This window comes from candidate division WOR-1 bacterium RIFOXYB2_FULL_36_35, from assembly GCA_001771505.1.
GTDB lineage: Bacteria > Margulisbacteria > WOR-1 > XYC2-FULL-46-14 > XYC2-FULL-37-10 > XYB2-FULL-36-35.
The window spans coordinates 57099-76033 of the sequence record MEUA01000005.1; the positions used below are offsets into that span (position 1 = coordinate 57099).

Here is an 18935-nt window from a genome sequence, read left to right on the forward strand (position 1 = left end):
TTAATTCTCCCCAACATTATAATATCTCGGTTGTTTAACATCTTTTATTAAGCCACTATCTAAAGTTTTTTTGATCTCTTTTACTGCAAAAGGAATGGTTACATTTGTTGCAAAACCTAATTGTTTATTTATCTTTTTAAAAGAAACCAAATAATCTCGAGGATCTGACGAATCTTCATTAATTATAAGTTCAGCATCTTTAACAATACTTTTAACTTTTTTTCCTATTTCAGAAATTCGATAATTCTGATCATCTGATCCCACATTAAATATTTGTCCTTTAATTTTATCTATTGGAGCTTTGAGGCATTTTATATATGCATCTGCAGCATCAGAAGTATGTAATAATGGTCGAAATTGTTTTCCTCCAAAGACAGTTATCTTCCCTTCGGTTACTGCTTTCATAGTCATGGTGTTAACCACCAAATCAAAACGCATTCTGGGAGATAAACCATATAATGTGCTCATTCTTAATATACAAGGAGAAAAATTTTCATCCATTAATGATAAAATAGCCTCTTCAGATTTAATTTTGGACCGCGCATATAATGAAACTGGGTTTAAAGCTGAATTTTCATCTAATTTACCATTACCTATGCCATAAACACTACAAGTTGAAGCATAAACAAAGCGATTAATTTGGTGATATTTACATGCTTCAGCTAATAATTTATTAGCAAGATAATTGGTTTCTATCGCACTTTCAGGATATTTTTGGCATGCTGGATCACCAACAATTGCCGCTAAATTTACAACAGCATTTATCCCCTTTAATGCGCTAACAACTGTCGTAATATTTCTCATATCTCCTTCTACCAATTCAAAACTCGGATGGCTTAAAAGCTCTTTAAGAGACTCCTTGCCAAACAATAATAAATCAAGGACTCGTACTTTATATCCAGCTTTAATAAGCTTTCTACATAATATAGATCCAAGATATCCAGCTCCTCCTACAATTAATATACTTTTTGGCAAAGAATTTTTCAAACTATTACCTTTTTCAAATTTTATCAGTTTGGAGCATAATATTAATTTAATTAAAACTTTGTCTTTATTTACTACAGGCATATAAAGGTTTGCTTCGGATCTATTCAATAGCTTACTTACTGCTTCAAAGACAATATGCGTACGCGATAAAGAATCCTCATATAAAAATACCGGATCAACATTCATAACACTTGAAATTTTGCTATTTATATCGGCACCCTTAAGAATTGCTTGACGAATATCTCCGTCTGTTACCGAACCAATTAATATGCTCTTTTCATTTATTACAAATGCAGTCCCTATTCCACCACGATCAATCACACGCATTACATGTTTAATTGAATCTTCTTTCTTAACTAAAGTTGAATCTACTTCTGGTTTAAACATAAAATATTCTCCTTGAACCATGGTATATATTTTTTCATAGCCTCTTCATAACTATGTTTCGGCTTCCAATTTAAAAGATTCAAAGCCTTAGATGAATCAACTAATCTACCTTTAAAATCACCTTCCCTGGCATCTAAGAAGTTTATTTTCACCTCTTTTTCAGGCAAAAGTTTTTTAATTGTTTCAGCAATTCTTTTTACGGAGACCTTTTCCGGTCCATTTAAATTAAATATCTCGTTTCGAGCATTATTATGCAAACAAGAAACACATCCTTCAGCAAGATCCTCAACATAAATAAATTGCCTAAATTGTTCGCCACTCCCATGGATCGTAATGGGTTCTAAGTTAAAAGCTTTTGATAAAAATATATAAGTAACAGTAGCTGCTCGAGCACGAGGCCCAAATGGAATTCCAAAACGCATAACCGTAGAATCAACGCCATAAAGTTTTTGGTAATTTGCTAAATACATTTCAGACGCAATTTTGCCTGCCATGTAAATATGATCAGGAGAAGGGGGATATAAAGATGTTTTCTCGTCAACATTCAAATCTTTTGTCCCACCATAAACCCAATCTGTAGAAGCAAATATTACTCTTTTACATTTATTTTTTCGCGCAGCTTCCAGAACATTAATAGTCCCTATCGTATTAACCTGAGTAGAATATACCGGATTTTTTAAAATTATATCAACATTGGCTTCTGCAGCAAGATGATATATAACATCAATTCCTTGTGTAGCGTCAATTAATCTCCCCAAATCAAGAATATTTCCTTTTATATAGATGGCTTTACTTTTATAAATAGGATCATCTTTATCAAAGATTACAACCTCATGTCCAGATAAAAACAATTTATCAACAAGATGGCTGCCTATAAAACCCGATCCCCCTGTAACCATTATCTTCATATTTAGCTCCTATTCTCCCTTATAATATAAAGGTAAACACCAATGATTTTTCGCAATCCAGTCAGTATTTGGAAGCTCATAATCTTTATTCAATATTTTGTGACATGGCTGATCATAAACTTTACCAGTTGATTTTTCAATTGGATCAAAAATTATATATTTATAGTATCCTGAAATCATCCCCTCGGGCAATTTAACTCGATTTTGATATTTGGGATCAAGATGTTTCTTTGCATAATCATTCTTCCATGCAACAATTTCATCAAGTCTATCTACCTGCAAACAGCCAATTGCGGCTCCAAACTCATTTATTCTAAAGTTTATTCCATGTACATTATAATCAAATTTACCATAATTTCTATATTTTACTGCATATTCATAAATAGCTTTATCGCTTGAGACCAGCATACCCCCTTCACCAGTTGAAATGGTCTTTGTAGAATAAAAGGAATAAGTACCTACATCTCCCCAAGTTCCAGCCTTTTTACCATTCCATGACGCACCGTGAGCATGAGCACAATCTTCTAAAAGAATTATTCCCTTATCTTTACAAAATCGAGAAATTTCATTTATTTGAAAAGCAATATGTCCTCCAATATGCACAACAAAAACAGCTTTAGGCTTGTATTTTTCAACTTTTATTTTAAGATCATCAAAACTCATACAGAGATCACTTTTATTACAATCAACAAATTCAACTTTTCCTCCCGCTTTGATAACACTTAAGGGTGTAGCCATAAAAGTATTTGAAGGACATAAGACTGTTTCATCTTTTACATTATAATATTCCAAAGCAGCTATTGCTGCCCCTGCCCAGCTTGAAAAAGATAAAGAATAATTCACCTTATTATATTGCATCCATTTTTCTTCAAACATTTTAGTAAACTTGCCCTCTGCCCACTTTTGTGTCTCTATAATTTCATCCCAATAACCATGAAGCTTCTTAGTATCTTCTTTCTCAAATCCAATAGTAAATTTCACTGTTGCCCTCCTTTAAATAGTATTCAATATAGATACAATAAACTCAACTTGTCCGGAAGTAAGCTCCGGATACATCGGCAGAGATAAAACCTCCTCCTGAGCCTTTTCAGCTTCCGGAAAATCACCTTTCTTATATCCTAAATTTTTATAAACCTCCTGCAAATGCAAACAAAGCGGATAATAAACCATATTGCCAATTCCGGCTTTATTTAGTCCCTCAATAATTGAAACCCTATTTTTTACGCGCACAGTATAATAATTAAAAGAATGTTTTATTCTATCTTCAACAACAGGAGTAAGAACTTCCTTATAATTTCCAAATAATTCAGCGTACAATTTTGCATTTTTTCTTCTCATTTCATTCCATTTATCAAGATATTTAAGCTTCACCCTCAAAATAGCGGCCTGAATAGTATCTAATCTGCTATTAAATCCATTTATAGAATGATAATATTTCTTTTTTGAACCATGTTGCCTTAGCATTTTTGACATTTCATAAACTTTTTCATCATTCGTAACAACCATCCCACCATCCCCAAAACAGCCAAGATTTTTTCCCGGAAAAAAACTCAAACAGCCAACATCGCCGATTGCGCCAACCTTTTTCATATCATATTCTGCTCCAAGTGATTGGGCACAGTCCTCAATTATTTTTAAATTATGTTTTTTCGCTAATGAAGCAATTTGATCCATTTCTACCGGATGACCGTAAAGATGAACAGGCAAAATAACCTTAGTTTTTTTAGTAATCGTGTCTTCAATTAAGCCAGGATTTATACAATATGTTTTTGGATCAATATCAACAAAGACAGGCTTTGCTCCAACATTAACAATAGCTTCCGTTGTTGCAATAAAAGTAAAAGGGGTTGTAATTACTTCATCTCCCGTTCCAATCCCTAAAGCCAAAAGAGCAATCTCCAAAGCATCTGTCCCTGACGCAACCCCCACCGCGTATTTAACTCCCAGATAAGAACATACCTCATCTTCAAATAGTTTAACATCGGGACCAAGAATAAATTTGCCTTCTTTAATAACCCGCATTATAGCTTCATCTATTTCATTTTTAATAGATTCATATTGAATCCCAAGATCAATTAAAGGAACATTCATAAAGTTTTCTCAACCTTTTCCAGATTTTTTAAGTATTTAAGTCCGCACTTGCCACATTTGGCAGAATTTTCCTGAAATTCAAGTTTTTGCCCACATTCACACATCCATCCCATAATTTTAGCAGGATTTCCATAAACTAAAGCATAAGCAGGGATATCTTTTGTCACAACAGCGCCTGCTCCCACAAAAGCATTAATCCCTATTGTAACACCGCAAACAACAGTACAGTTTGCTCCTAAAGAAGCTCCTTCTTTTATTAGTGTTTTATAATATTTATCAGAAGTCTCTTGAGGATATTTGCAACGGGGATTTACAATATTTGTAAAAACCATCGATGGACCACAAAAAACATAATCTTCAAGCTCAACCCCTCCATAAATTGAAACATTGTTTTGAATCTTGCAATTATTCCCGATTTTAACATTATTCTGGACAAACACATTCTGGCCAAGTTTGCAATTTTTTCCAATTTTTACCCCCGAAGATATATGTGAAAAATGCCAGATCTTGGTCCCATCCCCTATTTCAACAGGAGTATCAATAATTACTGTTTCATGTTTAAAATAATTCATTTACTTTTCCATTTTCCAAAGATTTTTGAGCAGAAGTCAACACTTTTAATACATCTAAACCATTTTTTCCGTTACTCAAAGGTTCGCTGCCATTTTTTATTGATTCAATAAAATGTTCACATTCTAATTTTAACGGAGTCTCTTTATCTACCTCAATTACAAACTTTCCAGAATCCCTTAAAGTAAGTTTGTTGTTTAATTCCACTCCTTTATCAAACAGAACCAATGTCTCCTTTTCTGAAACCTCATCAAAAACAGCCATTTTTCTGCTGCCAACAACCACTGTTTGCCTTTTCTTATTAGGATCAAGCCAGCTTACATGAACATGCCCAATTTTACCGGAAGAAAATTTCATACTCAGATAAACAACATCCTCTATCCCAGACTGAATAAAAGATGATCCCAAAGCAAAAACCGTTTGTGGATGTTCATCTAACAAGTGCAAAATAATTGATATGTCATGCGGAGCCAAACTCCACATGGCATTTTCTGCTTTTCTTATTGTGCCAAGATTTAGGCGATGAGTATATATGCAATAAATATCACCCAATTCACCGGTTTTTATCAACTGTTTCAGCTTTATAATGGCAGGATGATAAAGCATAAGGTGCCCAACCATTATTTTTTTATTCACTTTTTGCGCTAATTCAACCAGCTCCTGCGCTTCAGAAAACTTTAAAGTTATAGGTTTTTCTATGAAAACATGTTTATTTCGCTCAAGAACCTTTTTAGCAACAGAATAGTGATCAACTGCCGGAATCGCAACAACAATGGCAGAAACCTCTTTGTCCTCAAGAATTTCATCATAATTATCTGTAAAAATCACATCAGGATATATCTTTGAAAATTTTTCTGTTTTTGATCGGTCAAAATCACAAGCATATTTAAGCTTACAATCAGGCAACAAATAAAAGTTCTTTAAAAGATTCTGCCCCCAATTCCCAAGACCTATCTGACCAATTATCGTTTTTTTATCGGCATCTTTTTTCATAATTTTATTATATTTGCCCCAGATTTTTTTGAAACGCAGCTCATAGCATTGCGAGTATCAACTATCAAGACAGCTTTATTAAGTATCAATTTATAATCATAACTTGAATGAGCAGTTGCTATGACAACGCAATCATAATCCGAAATGGTTTTTCCATCCAGCTTTAAAGAAGAATAATCTTTTCCGCAAATCTTAATTTTAGGAATAAAGGGGTCATTATAATCAACTTTTGCCCCTTTTTTATCAAGTATTTCTATGATTTTTAAAGAAGGCGACTCTCTGTAATCATCAATATCTTTTTTATAAGCAACACCCAAAACTAAAATTTTTGAGTTTTTTAAGCTCTTTTTGTCCTGATTTAGTCCATCTTGCACAAGCTGCACAACATAATATGGCATTTGATCATTTAACTCACCTGCTAATTCGATGAAACGAGTATTCATATGATATTCTTTAGCTTTCCAAGAAAGATAAAACGGATCAAGCGGAATACAATGCCCTCCAAGACCTGGCCCGGGATAGAAAGGCATAAAACCATAAGGCTTTGTTTTGGCGGCATCTATTACTTCCCATATATCTATATCCATTTTTTTACAGAGAATAGCCAACTCATTAACTAATGCAATATTTACGCTTCTAAAAATATTTTCCAAAAGCTTTTCCATCTCCGCAACTCTTGGAGTCGACACCAAATAAGTCTCCTTGATTATTTGAGAATAAAGTTTTCTTGTAAGCTCGCTGCATACAGGTGTCACTCCACCTATAACTTTGGTAATATTTTGGGTCCTAAATTTTTTATTGCCGGGATCTACTCTTTCAGGAGAAAAAGCCAAATAAAAATCTTTACCGACCTTCAATCCTGATTTCTCTAGCTTGGGAAGGACTACTTCTTCTGTTGTCCCAGGATAAGTTGTGCTTTCTAAAACCACAAGCTGGCCTTTTTTTAGTGTTTTTGAAATGTGAAAAGTCACTGATTTAACATAAGATATATCCGGTTGTTTGTTCTTATCAAGGGGAGTAGGAACACAGATAATAATCGCATCAACAGCCTTAAGCTCGAAAAAATCATCTGTTATTTTTATTTTCTTATTTCTAACAGCTTTAAGCAAATCTTTTGAAGAGACATCAGAAATGTAGTTTTGCCCTCTATCAAGCATCTCCCTTCTTTTTGGGTTCTGCTCTATCCCAACAACACAAAAACCAGCTTTGCAAAACTCAACAGCTAAAGGAAGACCAACATAACCCAACCCAACAATGCCTATTTTTGCTTTTTTAGATCCTATTTTATCTAGTAAAACTTTATCCATTTTTAGATACTAAAAGATTTATTTATCGCCTATATATAACTTAAAATTAAGTATACCACTTACGAAAATTTTGTCTATAACTAATCAAGACCAGTCAACACCAGTCACAAGGAGATTATGCCGCCAACATGCTTCCCAATTGCCAAACAAGCTGTTAACCCTGGAGATTCAATTCCTATCAAATTTACAAAGCCAGGAAACCCATTTTCAGTCTCCTCTTTTATCATAAAATCTCTAACCCCATCATTTAATCCTTGTAATTTTGGTCTCATTCCGGATGTATCCGGCATAAGTTGTTCCTCTCTTAAAAATGGCAAATAATGCTTTGCGGCTTTATAAAAAGCCTCTCTTTTACTGGAATCAACATCATAATAAATATGATCAACATAAGTTGCATCAGGACCCAATTTTACACATCCTTCAAGATCAAGTGTCGCATGAACACCAAGCCCATATCCTTTTTCATGAGGAACCGGATATACAAGATGATGCAGCATACCCGAGGCTCTAGATATCGAAAAATAGTCGCCTTTGCAATAATGGAGCCTGTACCCAAGCAAATCAACATCAAATCCCGTAATTTTAGCTATTTTATCCGAATAAAGACCCGCGGCATTCACAACTATTTCTGAAAGAATTTTTTCTCCTCTTAAAGTTTCAATAATATATCCCTCAAAAGTTTTTACAATCTTTACAACCTCATTCTCAAAGGCAAACATTGTCCCATTATTTTGAGCTTCTTCATGCAAAATTTTCATTAAACCATGAGAATCAATTATTCCAGTGGTAGAAGAAAATACGCCATTTAACGCGTAAACTTGGGGCTCTATCTTAAAGATTTCATCTTTGGTTAAAAGTGTAAGACCTGGAACACCAATTGAAGTTGATTTTTCATAAATAGATCTTATTTGTATTGCCTCTTGTTCATTTGTAGAAACTATAATTTTACCGCAATTTTTATGTCTAATTCCTTTTAATTTACAAAACTCGTATAAGAGTTTATTGCCGAAAAGGCAAAGATTACTCTTTAAGGAATTTTTGGGATAATAAATACCAGCATGGATAACCTCACTATTACGGCTGCTTATTTCCTGACCAAAATGCGCATTTTTTTCAAAAACAACAATATCTCCGCATATTTTCTCTGACAGTTCTCTTGCAATTGCAAGCCCAACAACTCCCGCACCAATTATTGAAACTTTAATTTTATCCATTTAAATTTTTTTGTCTACAACTAATCAAGACCAGTCAAAATTAGTCATATCTTCTCTAATATTTCACTTTTTCCGTTACATTTATAAATTTATAAGGCCTAAAATAACTTGAAAAATAGCTTTTATCTTCCAATATCTGGAAATTACCTCCAAAATACCAATTAAATATTAGACGAAAAGTATTCACAGGACTTATGCTCGTATTTACAAACTCCACATCTGGCAAATAGTATGCATTTAAAATACGCATTTGACCTTTTAAGTTAGCATCGGAAAAGAGTTTTCCCATATGTTTTGGCTTATTTCTTATATCCGTAGGTTTGTTTTTTATATCCTGTTCAAATAAATAACCGGCGCCATGGTCACCCTGTATTATAATAATAGGTTTTACTTTTGACTTTGATAACAAAGAGTCAACCAACTGCATCACCTTTTTATTGATAAATCGAAGCTGAGGAACATATAAACTGTGATCAAACCACCCAGCAACCCCTTTAGGCAACTTTAACTTTGAACCATTCGAATTAAAAATAAAAGGAGGATGAGGGGATAATATATGGGCAAATACAAATGTTGGATTTTTATTATTTGAAACCTCTTCTATCTCTTTAAACTGATCAATGACCCTACACCTTAAAACCGGAAAAGTAATCTGTATGCTAAAAGGATGAAATATGCTACTTTCTAATAAAAGCATATTAAATTCATCAAGTAAGATCTTATCCATGAAAGAAGCTGTACTCGGAGTTGAAGAAGTAGCCTTCCACCACGAACCTATATTTATAATTTCATATCCGTTTTGTGCAAAAGTTTTTTCCACGACAGCATTTTTCATCATCTCTTGTAAATACGAAATATCATTAGATTCTTGCCCCATTATCCTTCCAACAAAATCCAAGTAAGTCATATTTAAAGACGAGGAAAGAGAGGCTAGAGTAAAAGCATAATTACTAAAACTTTTATCCGCGACATAAAAACCTCTTTTTTTTAAGGAGTTTGTAAAACTCGAATTATCATAACCAAATAAACCTTTTAAAACACTGTCAGACGAATAAGCATCAAGAATTATATAATAAACATCTCTTTTCTTTGATTTTTCAGAAAAAATAAAACCCAAAGAATTCATCTTTTTAACACTTTTTAGGGCATTAACATCAACCCTTTTATGAATATTATTTAATTTATAAGACAAAAAGTTAAACACTAATCCCAAAACCAAAACAAAAGCAACTACATTAAAAAAATAATTAATCTTCTCCAATTGCTTATTTCTCCTAAAATAAATCATCAACGCAACAAACAAGCAAACTAGCACAAAAACCCAAAATGCCAATAAAAACCTTTCCCTAATAAATATATATTCAATTAAAAGATTTGAAAATAAAAAACAAAAACTCCCGTATAAAAAAATCCATAAAAAGAGAACAGAAGAAATTACAGAAGCTAGGTTTAAGTTCCTTAAAACAATAAATAAAACAACCCATAACAGAAAATAGATAAATATAAAAAATAATAATTTTGGAAAAACATCAAAAAAACCAAGTTCACCTAAATTATTAAAAAACAAAAACAGAACAGGATATACGGCAAAAACAAAAGGATATATTATGATTTTTTTCATTTTTTCGCTCTCATAAGATATAGTGTTCTATGAGAACCGGGTATTTCAACCGTTTTCTCAGTAATAAATTTTTTTTCAAATGTCGCCTTAAAATTTTCAGAATTATAATGAGGAAATATATCCTTTCTTGAATTGAAAAGTTTCTGTGCCATAGAATCCTCTTTTTCCACAAATTCTATTATAAGCCAATTACAAATTTTGCTAAAAAAATCGGCAATCTTTATAAAAGGGATATTGCAACTTATCGCTAAATGATGAATCAACGCCAAAGCCATAACCAAATCAGCAGGTCCCCTCTTTATTAAAGAATCTCTCTCTAAATTTGCCCAACCTAAAGAGGGAGTAGGATTTAACAAATCCAAAAACAATGGCAATATCTTTTCAAACTTAGATTTATTGTAAATATCTTCAATACAAAAAAAATCATTGTCAAAGGCTATTGTTTCTATGTTTTTACTGGCTGCTATTTCAGAAAAACCACCTGTATTACAACCCAAATCCCAAACATTAAAAGGCTTCAGAATATCAATAAAATCTAAAATTACACTTTTTTTAAATTCAAAAGAGTGTGGAGAATAATTATTACTAACATAGTAATCTTTCCAATGACTATGTTTTTTGTTTAACTTTAATTTTTCAACAACCGATTGAAGATTATCTATAAGCGCGTAAAAATGGGTTTTACTAAAAAACACCTTCTTTGAAAATATTCTTCTCTCCTCATATTTTTTTTGAGCTTTTGAATGCAAATGAATATGAATAAAAATACCAGGATTCAACCAACTTGTCTTTGGCAAAACAGAGCTAACCAAATCAAGGGGAATCCCATTTATAAAAACCTTAAAAAGCTGAGAAAGCCTATAATCCTTAAAAGCCATTAACACTAAAGGCCCTAAAAAATGTTCGCAAAACTGCTTATACGCAATCCAAGGTTCACCTTCATCGTATTTTTCAAAAGATAGAGTATCTATTAATTTAGGATTCCCCTTCACAAACTGAATATTAAAAGCGCTAGCATCTTTAAGCGTCATATCAAAATCAAGCGCTGTTTTTTGTAAATTTAAAGTGAGCAATGCAGCATCTTTTAGTTGTCCAAAACACCACTCATATGGATAAGAAATAAAAGAAATACGTTCCGGTTTAATTATCTTATATGCTATATTTGAATTTTGAGCTTCAACTGAAACTTCTTTGTGAGAAATTAGAGTGTTTGCCTCCACAAGCTTATCATAAAGCCCGCAGCGCATAAACATTTCATAATTATTTTTATAGGTAAAATTTATCTGTCTATAAATCTCTCCGTCTTTACTGAAAACAAAACCTGAAGGGTCTTTAAAGGAACCACCTATTAACGAACTATCACTTTGCATCTTTTTTTTCTTTAAAACGGGGGATTTTTTTTGATGCTTTAGAGATAAAAACTTTTATAGAATAAATAGAGCCTATAAAAAAAGCTAGTAATATTTGAAAAATATAGCTCCCTGCTCCTGGATCAAGATAAGCAAAAGCTTGATTGGAAAATGAAGAACAAAAAAATAAAACTAAACAAAAAAAACAACTTGTATAAAGAAACATCAGCTACTCCTTTTAAATTAAATATTGCTCTTCTTCCAATACTCTCTAAAGAAAACAACAAAAACACCCGTAAACAAACCAACAACAAAACCTATCATCAAATTCAGTTTGATTTTAGGTTTGCTGCGCCCCAAAGGCTTTTCCGCAGGATCTAAAACAGAAAATGGGGAGAGCTCTTTTGAAGCTTCAAGTTTTGTGGCTTCAAGCTCTTTTTTAAGCATTGTGTAAACCGAATTATAAATCTCATAATCGCGTTGAATTCCACTCTGTCCTGAGAAAGAAAAACCAGTAGCGCCCCTTGGCACAAGCTTTAACTTATCTTCTATATTTTTTAATTCCTCTTCAACTCTAGGCAATTCAGCTTTTATATAATCAAGCTTTTTATGCGCTTCTGTATAATTTAGCTCATTCCAATAATAGGACAAAGCATTAACAAATCCATTTGCGACATCTGCCGCAAGCTGAGGATCAAAAGCTGCTGCTTTTATCTGCAGAACATTTCCTGAAGAGTCAGGAGGTAACAACATCCCACTTACTGAAGAGATTAAAGTCCTCGTTTCTATTCCAGGGTCATCCCAACCCTTTATTCTGTGAACCAAGTCAAGATCCTTAAGCACTTTTGCCGCAACAGCTTTACTCTTTAATAATTCCTGTAATTCTGCAATATTCCCTCCTCCACTTAAATTAATGCCTAATGCGCCAGCAATTCCGGCATACTGAGAAACAGAAGACTGGCTTCCACGAAGCAAGACAGTAGCTGAAGCTTCGTATACAGGCTTTTGCCTTACGCTTAAAAAGAAAGCAAATAAAACAAAAACAAAAGCTGTAAAAACAACTAACACCCAACGCTTCAGCAAAACATCTAAATATTCTCTCAAATTTATTTCATCGTCATCATAATTTTGATCCACAGCTAAACTCCTATTAAAGCAACAACCTTTCTATGTCTGATTCTCCTCATTTAACCAACGAGCTATACAATGTCAAAGTAAGTAAAATTGTATTAGCAAAACTGGCAAAGTCTGAAAAATAGAAGAAATTCCCCGGAACATTTATAACATCCCCGCCTAAAACCTCCATATCTTTCTGTGTATCACCGTTATATATAACGTCACCGACGCTAACAGAATATTTTTCTGATCTGTCACTTATTTTTCTTGTCAGTTGAACAGAGTTAAGAAGAGCTTTATCTTTAGGGCCTCCAGCATAACTTATATAATCAGAAACACTTTTGCCAGGAACATACTCAAACCTACCGCTTCTTGATACCTCCCCATATACATAAACAAAAACCTCTTTTCCTTCAAAGATAAGTTTGTCCTTGGATTCGTCTATCTTAGTCTGACTTATACGAATATTGTCGACACTTGGAACTTCAATAATATCCCCCGAACGAACATAAATATCTTTTGACAAATCTTTGCCTCGATAAGCATCAAAAAGATCGGCTTTTATAACCTTGCTCTCACTTCCATCAAAAGACCTACGTTTTATATAAATATATCGATTAGACCCGCCACTGGCAATTCCACCTGCCTGAGCAATTACTTCTGAAACTCTTAATCCGTCATAAATAGCCAAAGGTCCTGGATTTTTAACCATCCCAATCAAATAAATCTTAACTTTTTTGGGCTGAGTCAGCAATACAAAAATCTCAAATTTCTCCTGATACATGTTTTTTATAGTAGAATTTATCTTGTTTTTTGCTTGGCTTAAACTCAAACCGGAAAGATATATAGCTCCTATATTGGGGAAAAACACATTGCCGTCCGCACCGACAAAAAGATTATGGTTAATTGACAACTCTTCATCACCGACAATAATATGAACAGAAATATTATCCCCCGGCCCCAAAATATAGGATTTGGCATCTATAGGACCCTCCATCGCCATATCTCCAAAACTTTTCGGAGCGGAATGTTCAGACGCCGGAACCTCTTGAATAGCAGGAACAGTCAATCCAAGAGAATTGATATCTACCGCGTAAACAAGTGTTATAGCGCCGAATATGCTAAAAAGCAAAAAAAGCGGAATTATTTTAAAAATCTTTTTCATCAAAAAACACTTAGTTGTTATTATAACATCAATTTAATAAAAACGCTTTTACAACTTCCCTGTCATCCAAATAAACTTTTTCCCCATTAAAATCCTGATATTTTTCATGTCCGCGACCCGCGATAACAACAATATCTCCCTTATTTGCTAATTCCAAGGCTTTTTGGATGGCCATTTTTCTGTCAATAATAAAGTAATTAGCTTTTTGAAATTCGATATTAGAAATCGGACATTGGTCATTGATCATTCCGCCCTTTATGTCATTTATTATGTTTTGAGGATCTTCAGCATGAGGATCATCAGTTGTTACAAAAACAAGATCAGCTGCTTCCGAGGCTATTCTCCCCATAATAGGCCTTTTAGTTTTATCTCGATCCCCCGGACAACCAAAAACCAAAATCAACCGCCCCTCAACAAAAGGCTTAACAGTCTTTAAAAGTTTCTTAAGCGCATCAGGAGAATGAGCAAAATCCACAATAACATAAAAACCATTCTTACTCTTAAAAAGCTCGAAACGACCCGGGACTTTGGCTTTTTCCAAACCATGCTTAATAATTTTCGGACTTAAATTAAAATAGAGTCCACACTGATAAGCAGCTAAAATATTATATACATTAAATTCTCCTATCAAACTTGTTTTAATCTCTTCTGAATCTATTTTAACTTGCATAGAATTAATATTATCGACTTTAAAGTCTTTTAATGTTCCGTCTAAATCACTGTGTTTAGCCGATCTAAGTTCATGCCTCCCCTCTTTAAAACCATAAAAAACAACCTCGGTTTCAACAACCGAGGCTATATCCTTTGAATAAGGGTCATCAACGTTTATTATCGCCGCGCCACTTGGCTTTAACATTTTAAAAAGCTTCTTCTTCTCCTCTAAATAGCTATTCATATCTTTGTGAAAATCAAGATGGTCATGTGTCAAATTAGTATATATCGCAACATCAAAATCACAACCGTAAACTCTATACTGGGCTAAAGCGTGAGAAGAGACCTCCATTACAACGTGGGTTACCCCAGCTCGTAACATTTCTGCAAGAAGTTCCTGAAGCTCAAGAGATTCCGGAGTTGTAAGCTTTGAGTCAATCGACTTCCCGCCTATTTTATTTTCAACCGTCCCTATTAATCCTACCCTAAACCCGGCTGCAGAAAGAATTGATTCTATAAGATAAGCTGTAGTAGTTTTTCCATTAGTCCCTGTAATTCCTATGATTTTTAACTTTTTAGAAGGACAATCATAGAATCTGTTTGAAAGTTCCGCCAAAGCTTTTCGGCTGTTATCAACAATAACTTTCTTCACACTTGGGGGAGCGTCAAAATCTTTTTCCGCGACAATAGTAGATGCCCCAGCTTTAATCGCATGAGCTATAAAATCGTGGCCATCAACCTTTAATCCGGGGATTGCAACAAAGAGATCTCCGCTTTTTACTTTGCGGGAATCGTAGGCGATATTGTTTGTCTTCATCTCAAAAGTTCAAGATATTTTTTAAATTCTTTAGGCAGTTTTATATCTTTTATTTTCTTCTTCATAATCGTTATTTAACCAAATATTGGTTATTCCTATAAATATGATATCATATAAAATAATCAGATGAAATTATCAATTATTATTCCAGTTTTTAATGAGAAAAAAACATTAGAAGAGATTTTAAATCGCGTTTTGGCAGTTAACATTGAAAAAGAGATTTTAATAGTAGATGATTTTTCCACAGACGGAACACGAGATCTTTATCCTTTATTTCAATCCGACGAGATAAAAGTAATCCTGCAAAAAAAAAATCAAGGAAAAGGATCCGCAGTTAAAACAGGCATTGCCGCCGCAAATGGCGATTATATTATTATCCAGGATGCAGACTTAGAATATGATCCTCAAGACTATAAAAAACTTTTAAATCCGATAATTCAAGGCAAAGCTAAAGTGGTCTACGGTTCAAGGTTTTTAGGCGAACATAAGTTTTCTTCTTTTGCTCATTTTATAGGGAATAAAGTTCTTACCGTTATCACAAACATTTTATATGGGATTAAAATAACCGATATGGAAACCTGTTATAAACTGATACCTACAGATTTGGCAAAAACATTGGATATAAAATCAAAAAAATTTGACATGGAACCGGAAATAACAGCAAAAATATCAAAAAAGGGATACAAAATTCTAGAAGTCCCGATATCTTACAAAGGAAGAGCATTTGATGAAGGAAAAAAGATATCATGGAAAGACGCTTTTTCTGCAATTTGGACGTTGGTCAAATACAAGTTTACAAAGATATAAACCCCGATTAGGATAATCGGGGTAAAGAGCCATAAAGAGATAAAAAGGTAAAGAGAGTTAAGGATTCAAAAACATGAAACTTAGTGTCGTTATAGGAACTTATAATCAAAAAGAGAAGTTAAAAAAGGTTTTGGATTCTTTACTTAACCAAACGCTCTCAAAAGACCTTTATGAAATTATTGTTGTTGATAGCTCCTCAACAGACGGCACAGAACAAATGATAAAAGAATTAAAGATTAAAGGAGTAAGGTACATTAAACAAGAAAACCTCGGAAGGCCTGGAGCACGTAACCGCGGAATTAATGAAGCAGAAGGAGAGATTGTTTTTCTAACAGATGCCGATATGCTTGCCGACCCAAAACTGCTAGAAGAGCATTTAAAGGCGCACGAAGCAAAAACACATTCCTCTTTTGAAGGTTTAACTATCAATCCTGACGGAAACCCATATATAAAAAAAGAGTTTAAAGACGGACAAAAACTTAAGTGGGCCTATTTTCTGACAGGAAATTTATCCATTTCAAAAAATATCATACAAAAGTCAGGTATGTTTGACATGGCATTCACAGGTTATGGCTGGGAAGATATAGAACTCGGATATCGTCTGTCAAAAATAAAAATCCCCTTATTCTATCTGCCAAGCGCGATTAACCACCATTTACACCCCATAACACAAGAAGATATGCTCAAAAGAAAATACAATATGGGAATGTCCGCCAAAATTTTCCTTAATAAACATCCAAACTTTGAAATAAAGATGTTTTTAGGTTTTAATCCAATTGCCTATGGGATATATTTTTTAATAAAAAGAATATATCCTCTCAAAAAAATCATAGAAGCAAAATCAAAGACTTCTAGATTCTTTCAATATCTATGGGAAGAATTCTTGTATAGGCAGGGTTTTGAAGAAAATATCAAAAATTAACCCCGATTAGGAAATCGGGGTTAATTGGTTGTCATATATATCGTCTACTAAAACATTTTTCTCGGAAGAAGCAAACAAAAGAATTTTTTCCCCGGCAAAACAAAACTGCAGGCAATTTCTTGCATCCACATCCAACCCTTTGAGGAAGAAAGTCCGTCTTCTGAAATAAAATGATCCAAAAGGGATATCTTCGATCATAACAAAATCAACATCATATTTGCCATTTCGAAGATTTTCACAAAAAATCTGAAAGCCTAATCCCGCAATTCCAAAGCTAAAAACTCCGCCCTTAGCCTCAAAAGAAGAGGCAATCCTCTTAGAAAAATAACCTGATTTATCACCGTGCACCCCAAAAATAAAAAAAGGTTCTTCTGTCTCAGGAGGAGGAGCTATTTTATATAAACCTTCTATATAACAGGGCGTAACACTAAAAAAAGAATTCTCTTCATTCGTTGAATATTCAGAATATAATGACGATAAAGAAAATAGTATCTCTCCAATTTTTAAACGATAAGATTTATTTTCATCCAAATAACTTTCCAGCAATACTTTTCCTTCAATGCCGTAAGCTATCAATTTAGCTTCCCCTTTTTTAATAATAACCTTTAAAACAATTCTTTCATTACCAACATAAAGTTCGCTAAAATAATGACGCTCAATCCTGCCTGGGAGGCCGACAAAGGTTGCAAAATTCATGGGTCTTTCTATGCCATCTCTAACTAAAGACGGACAATATGAATCTGAAACCATAAAATTATTTACAGAGGAAGATCCTTTCTGAGACTCAAGTAAAACCTTTTTTCTCCAAGGTGTTTTTCCTGTCTTTTCCGTCTCCCATTTAAAATAATCTTTAAAGCTGTCTCTTAAAGATAAAAAAGATCTCCTGGATGCTAAAAGAAATTTATTTTTCATAAATTCATATCTGTAAACATATAAAAAAATTTCACAACAAAATGATATAATTATTCAATGCCTCAAAAAAGATTTTTAGGCTCGCATATGTCGATAGCAGGTGGTGTTGATAAAGCGATTGAACGTGGAGCTTTAATTGATTGTACTGCTATTCAAATATTCGTAAAAAATAACAACCAATGGTTCGGCAAACCACTGCCAAAAGATGAAATAGAAAGATTTAAAAAGCTTCAAAAAGAGACGGGTATTTTTGTTTTCGCACATGCAGGATATTTAATCAACTTAGCCTCCCCTAAAAAAGATAACTACGAAAAGTCAATTAAATCAATGTTAGACGAGATTGAAAGATGCGAAGCATTAAGCCTTCCGTTTATTGTTATTCATCCGGGATCACATACAGGAGAAGGAGAAAAATTTGGGATTAAAAAGGTGACTGAAAGCTTAAATCTCCTTATAAAAAAAACAAAAGGATATAAAGTCAAAATAGCCCTTGAAACAACAGCAGGACAAGGATCAGGACTAGGCTATAAATTTGAACATTTTGAACATTGGTTTACTTCTGTGGACAATAAGGAAAGATTGGGAGTTTGTTTTGATACCTGTCACTCCTATACCGCAGGATATGACATAAAAACAGAATCAGGTTACAAAGAGACTTTCTCCTTATTTGACAAGCTGATAGGGATTAAAAACCTTTTGGCCTTTCATCTAAATGACAGCAAAAAAGAGCTTGGCTCAAAAAAAGATCGCCATGAACATATTGGAGAAGGAACTCTTGGAAAGGAACCTTTCAGACTCATCTTAAACGATAAAAGATTCATCGATAAACCTATGGTTCTTGAAACTCCAAAAGATCCTGATATGAAATTAGATGTTAAGAATTTATCAATTTTAAAAAGCTTAACCCCGAGTATTTATACCTCGAGTAAACCCGTATGATTCATAGACGAACAGAATTCTCCTGACTTTCTCCTAGCAAAAAGCATTTTTCAATAATTATTGTCATTAAGCCAAAAAACGCTGTGCAAGAAAAGTTTTGTAATACATAAAATAATGACTTTGTGAATTTTCCATCCTGGATTTCTCTGCCCTCACCCAATCTTGAAATAGTTTGAGAA

The 18935-nt window shown here is 33.5% G+C and carries 18 protein-coding genes; 3 read left to right on the forward strand and 15 right to left on the reverse strand.

The annotated features are described in order from the left end of the window. From A2290_03605 to A2290_03670, 14 genes are all read right to left on the reverse strand, one after another. Window positions 1-1374, reverse strand: coding sequence for a hypothetical protein (locus A2290_03605; GenBank protein OGC16669.1), 1374 nt, complete (start codon window positions 1372-1374; stop codon window positions 1-3). Further along, window positions 1356-2282, reverse strand: coding sequence for a hypothetical protein (locus A2290_03610; protein OGC16670.1), 927 nt, complete (start codon window positions 2280-2282; stop codon window positions 1356-1358). The genes A2290_03605 and A2290_03610 overlap by 19 nt, the downstream gene beginning before the upstream one ends. Before the next feature lie 9 nt (window positions 2283-2291). Continuing rightward, complete coding sequence (locus A2290_03615; GenBank protein OGC16693.1) at window positions 2292-3251, reverse strand: aminotransferase DegT; 960 nt, start codon at window positions 3249-3251, stop codon at window positions 2292-2294. 24 nt (window positions 3252-3275) lie between these two features. Next, window positions 3276-4373, reverse strand: a complete 1098-nt coding sequence (locus A2290_03620) for a transcriptional regulator (protein ID OGC16671.1) — start codon at window positions 4371-4373, stop codon at window positions 3276-3278. After that, window positions 4370-4945, reverse strand: coding sequence for a transferase (locus A2290_03625; GenBank protein OGC16672.1), 576 nt, complete (start codon window positions 4943-4945; stop codon window positions 4370-4372). The genes A2290_03620 and A2290_03625 overlap by 4 nt, the downstream gene beginning before the upstream one ends. Next, entirely contained in the window at window positions 4932-5936 is a 1005-nt protein-coding gene (locus tag A2290_03630) for a hypothetical protein (GenBank protein OGC16673.1), read from the reverse strand. The genes A2290_03625 and A2290_03630 overlap by 14 nt, the downstream gene beginning before the upstream one ends. Further along, entirely contained in the window at window positions 5933-7243 is a 1311-nt protein-coding gene (locus tag A2290_03635; GenBank protein OGC16674.1) for a UDP-N-acetyl-D-glucosamine dehydrogenase, read from the reverse strand. Before A2290_03635 ends, A2290_03630 begins: the two co-directional genes overlap by 4 nt. Before the next feature lie 104 nt (window positions 7244-7347). Further along, window positions 7348-8457, reverse strand: coding sequence for a hypothetical protein (locus tag A2290_03640; protein OGC16675.1), 1110 nt, complete (start codon window positions 8455-8457; stop codon window positions 7348-7350). A 55-nt stretch (window positions 8458-8512) separates the two neighbouring features. Continuing rightward, window positions 8513-10078 (reverse strand): hypothetical protein, encoded by a 1566-nt coding sequence (locus A2290_03645; protein OGC16676.1) that lies wholly within the window; start codon window positions 10076-10078, stop codon window positions 8513-8515. Continuing rightward, window positions 10075-11448: a hypothetical protein gene (locus A2290_03650; GenBank protein OGC16677.1), complete on the reverse strand. Its 1374-nt coding sequence runs from the start codon at window positions 11446-11448 to the stop codon at window positions 10075-10077. The genes A2290_03645 and A2290_03650 overlap by 4 nt, the downstream gene beginning before the upstream one ends. Continuing rightward, entirely contained in the window at window positions 11438-11653 is a 216-nt protein-coding gene (locus A2290_03655; GenBank protein OGC16678.1) for a hypothetical protein, read from the reverse strand. Before A2290_03655 ends, A2290_03650 begins: the two co-directional genes overlap by 11 nt. Window positions 11654-11670: 17 nt before the next feature. Continuing rightward, window positions 11671-12564 carry a hypothetical protein gene (locus tag A2290_03660; GenBank protein ID OGC16679.1) on the reverse strand — a complete coding sequence of 298 codons (894 nt, stop codon included), beginning with the start codon at window positions 12562-12564 and terminating at the stop codon, window positions 11671-11673. A gap of 46 nt (window positions 12565-12610) precedes the next feature. After that, window positions 12611-13708 (reverse strand): hypothetical protein, encoded by a 1098-nt coding sequence (locus A2290_03665; protein ID OGC16680.1) that lies wholly within the window; start codon window positions 13706-13708, stop codon window positions 12611-12613. A 28-nt stretch (window positions 13709-13736) separates the two neighbouring features. Further along, window positions 13737-15176, reverse strand: coding sequence for a UDP-N-acetylmuramoyl-L-alanyl-D-glutamate--2,6-diaminopimelate ligase (locus A2290_03670; protein ID OGC16681.1), 1440 nt, complete (start codon window positions 15174-15176; stop codon window positions 13737-13739). Window positions 15177-15302: 126 nt separating this feature from the next. Between A2290_03670 and A2290_03675 the strand changes: the two genes are divergently transcribed. Together A2290_03675 and A2290_03680 are read left to right on the forward strand one after the other, a co-directional pair. Then, window positions 15303-15983 carry a glycosyl transferase gene (locus A2290_03675; protein ID OGC16682.1) on the forward strand — a complete coding sequence of 227 codons (681 nt, stop codon included), beginning with the start codon at window positions 15303-15305 and terminating at the stop codon, window positions 15981-15983. A gap of 73 nt (window positions 15984-16056) precedes the next feature. After that, on the forward strand, window positions 16057-16905 hold the full coding sequence (locus A2290_03680) for a hypothetical protein (protein ID OGC16683.1): 849 nt from the start codon (window positions 16057-16059) through the stop codon (window positions 16903-16905). Window positions 16906-16911: 6 nt separating this feature from the next. Here A2290_03680 and A2290_03685 read toward each other — a convergent pair whose 3' ends face one another. Next, the gene (locus tag A2290_03685; protein ID OGC16684.1) at window positions 16912-17817 is read right to left on the reverse strand and encodes a hypothetical protein; all 906 of its coding nucleotides are present in this window, start codon (window positions 17815-17817) and stop codon (window positions 16912-16914) included. A 57-nt stretch (window positions 17818-17874) separates the two neighbouring features. Between A2290_03685 and A2290_03690 the strand changes: the two genes are divergently transcribed. Continuing rightward, entirely contained in the window at window positions 17875-18756 is an 882-nt protein-coding gene (locus A2290_03690) for a deoxyribonuclease IV (GenBank protein OGC16685.1), read from the forward strand. Window positions 18757-18935 lie beyond the last annotated feature (179 nt).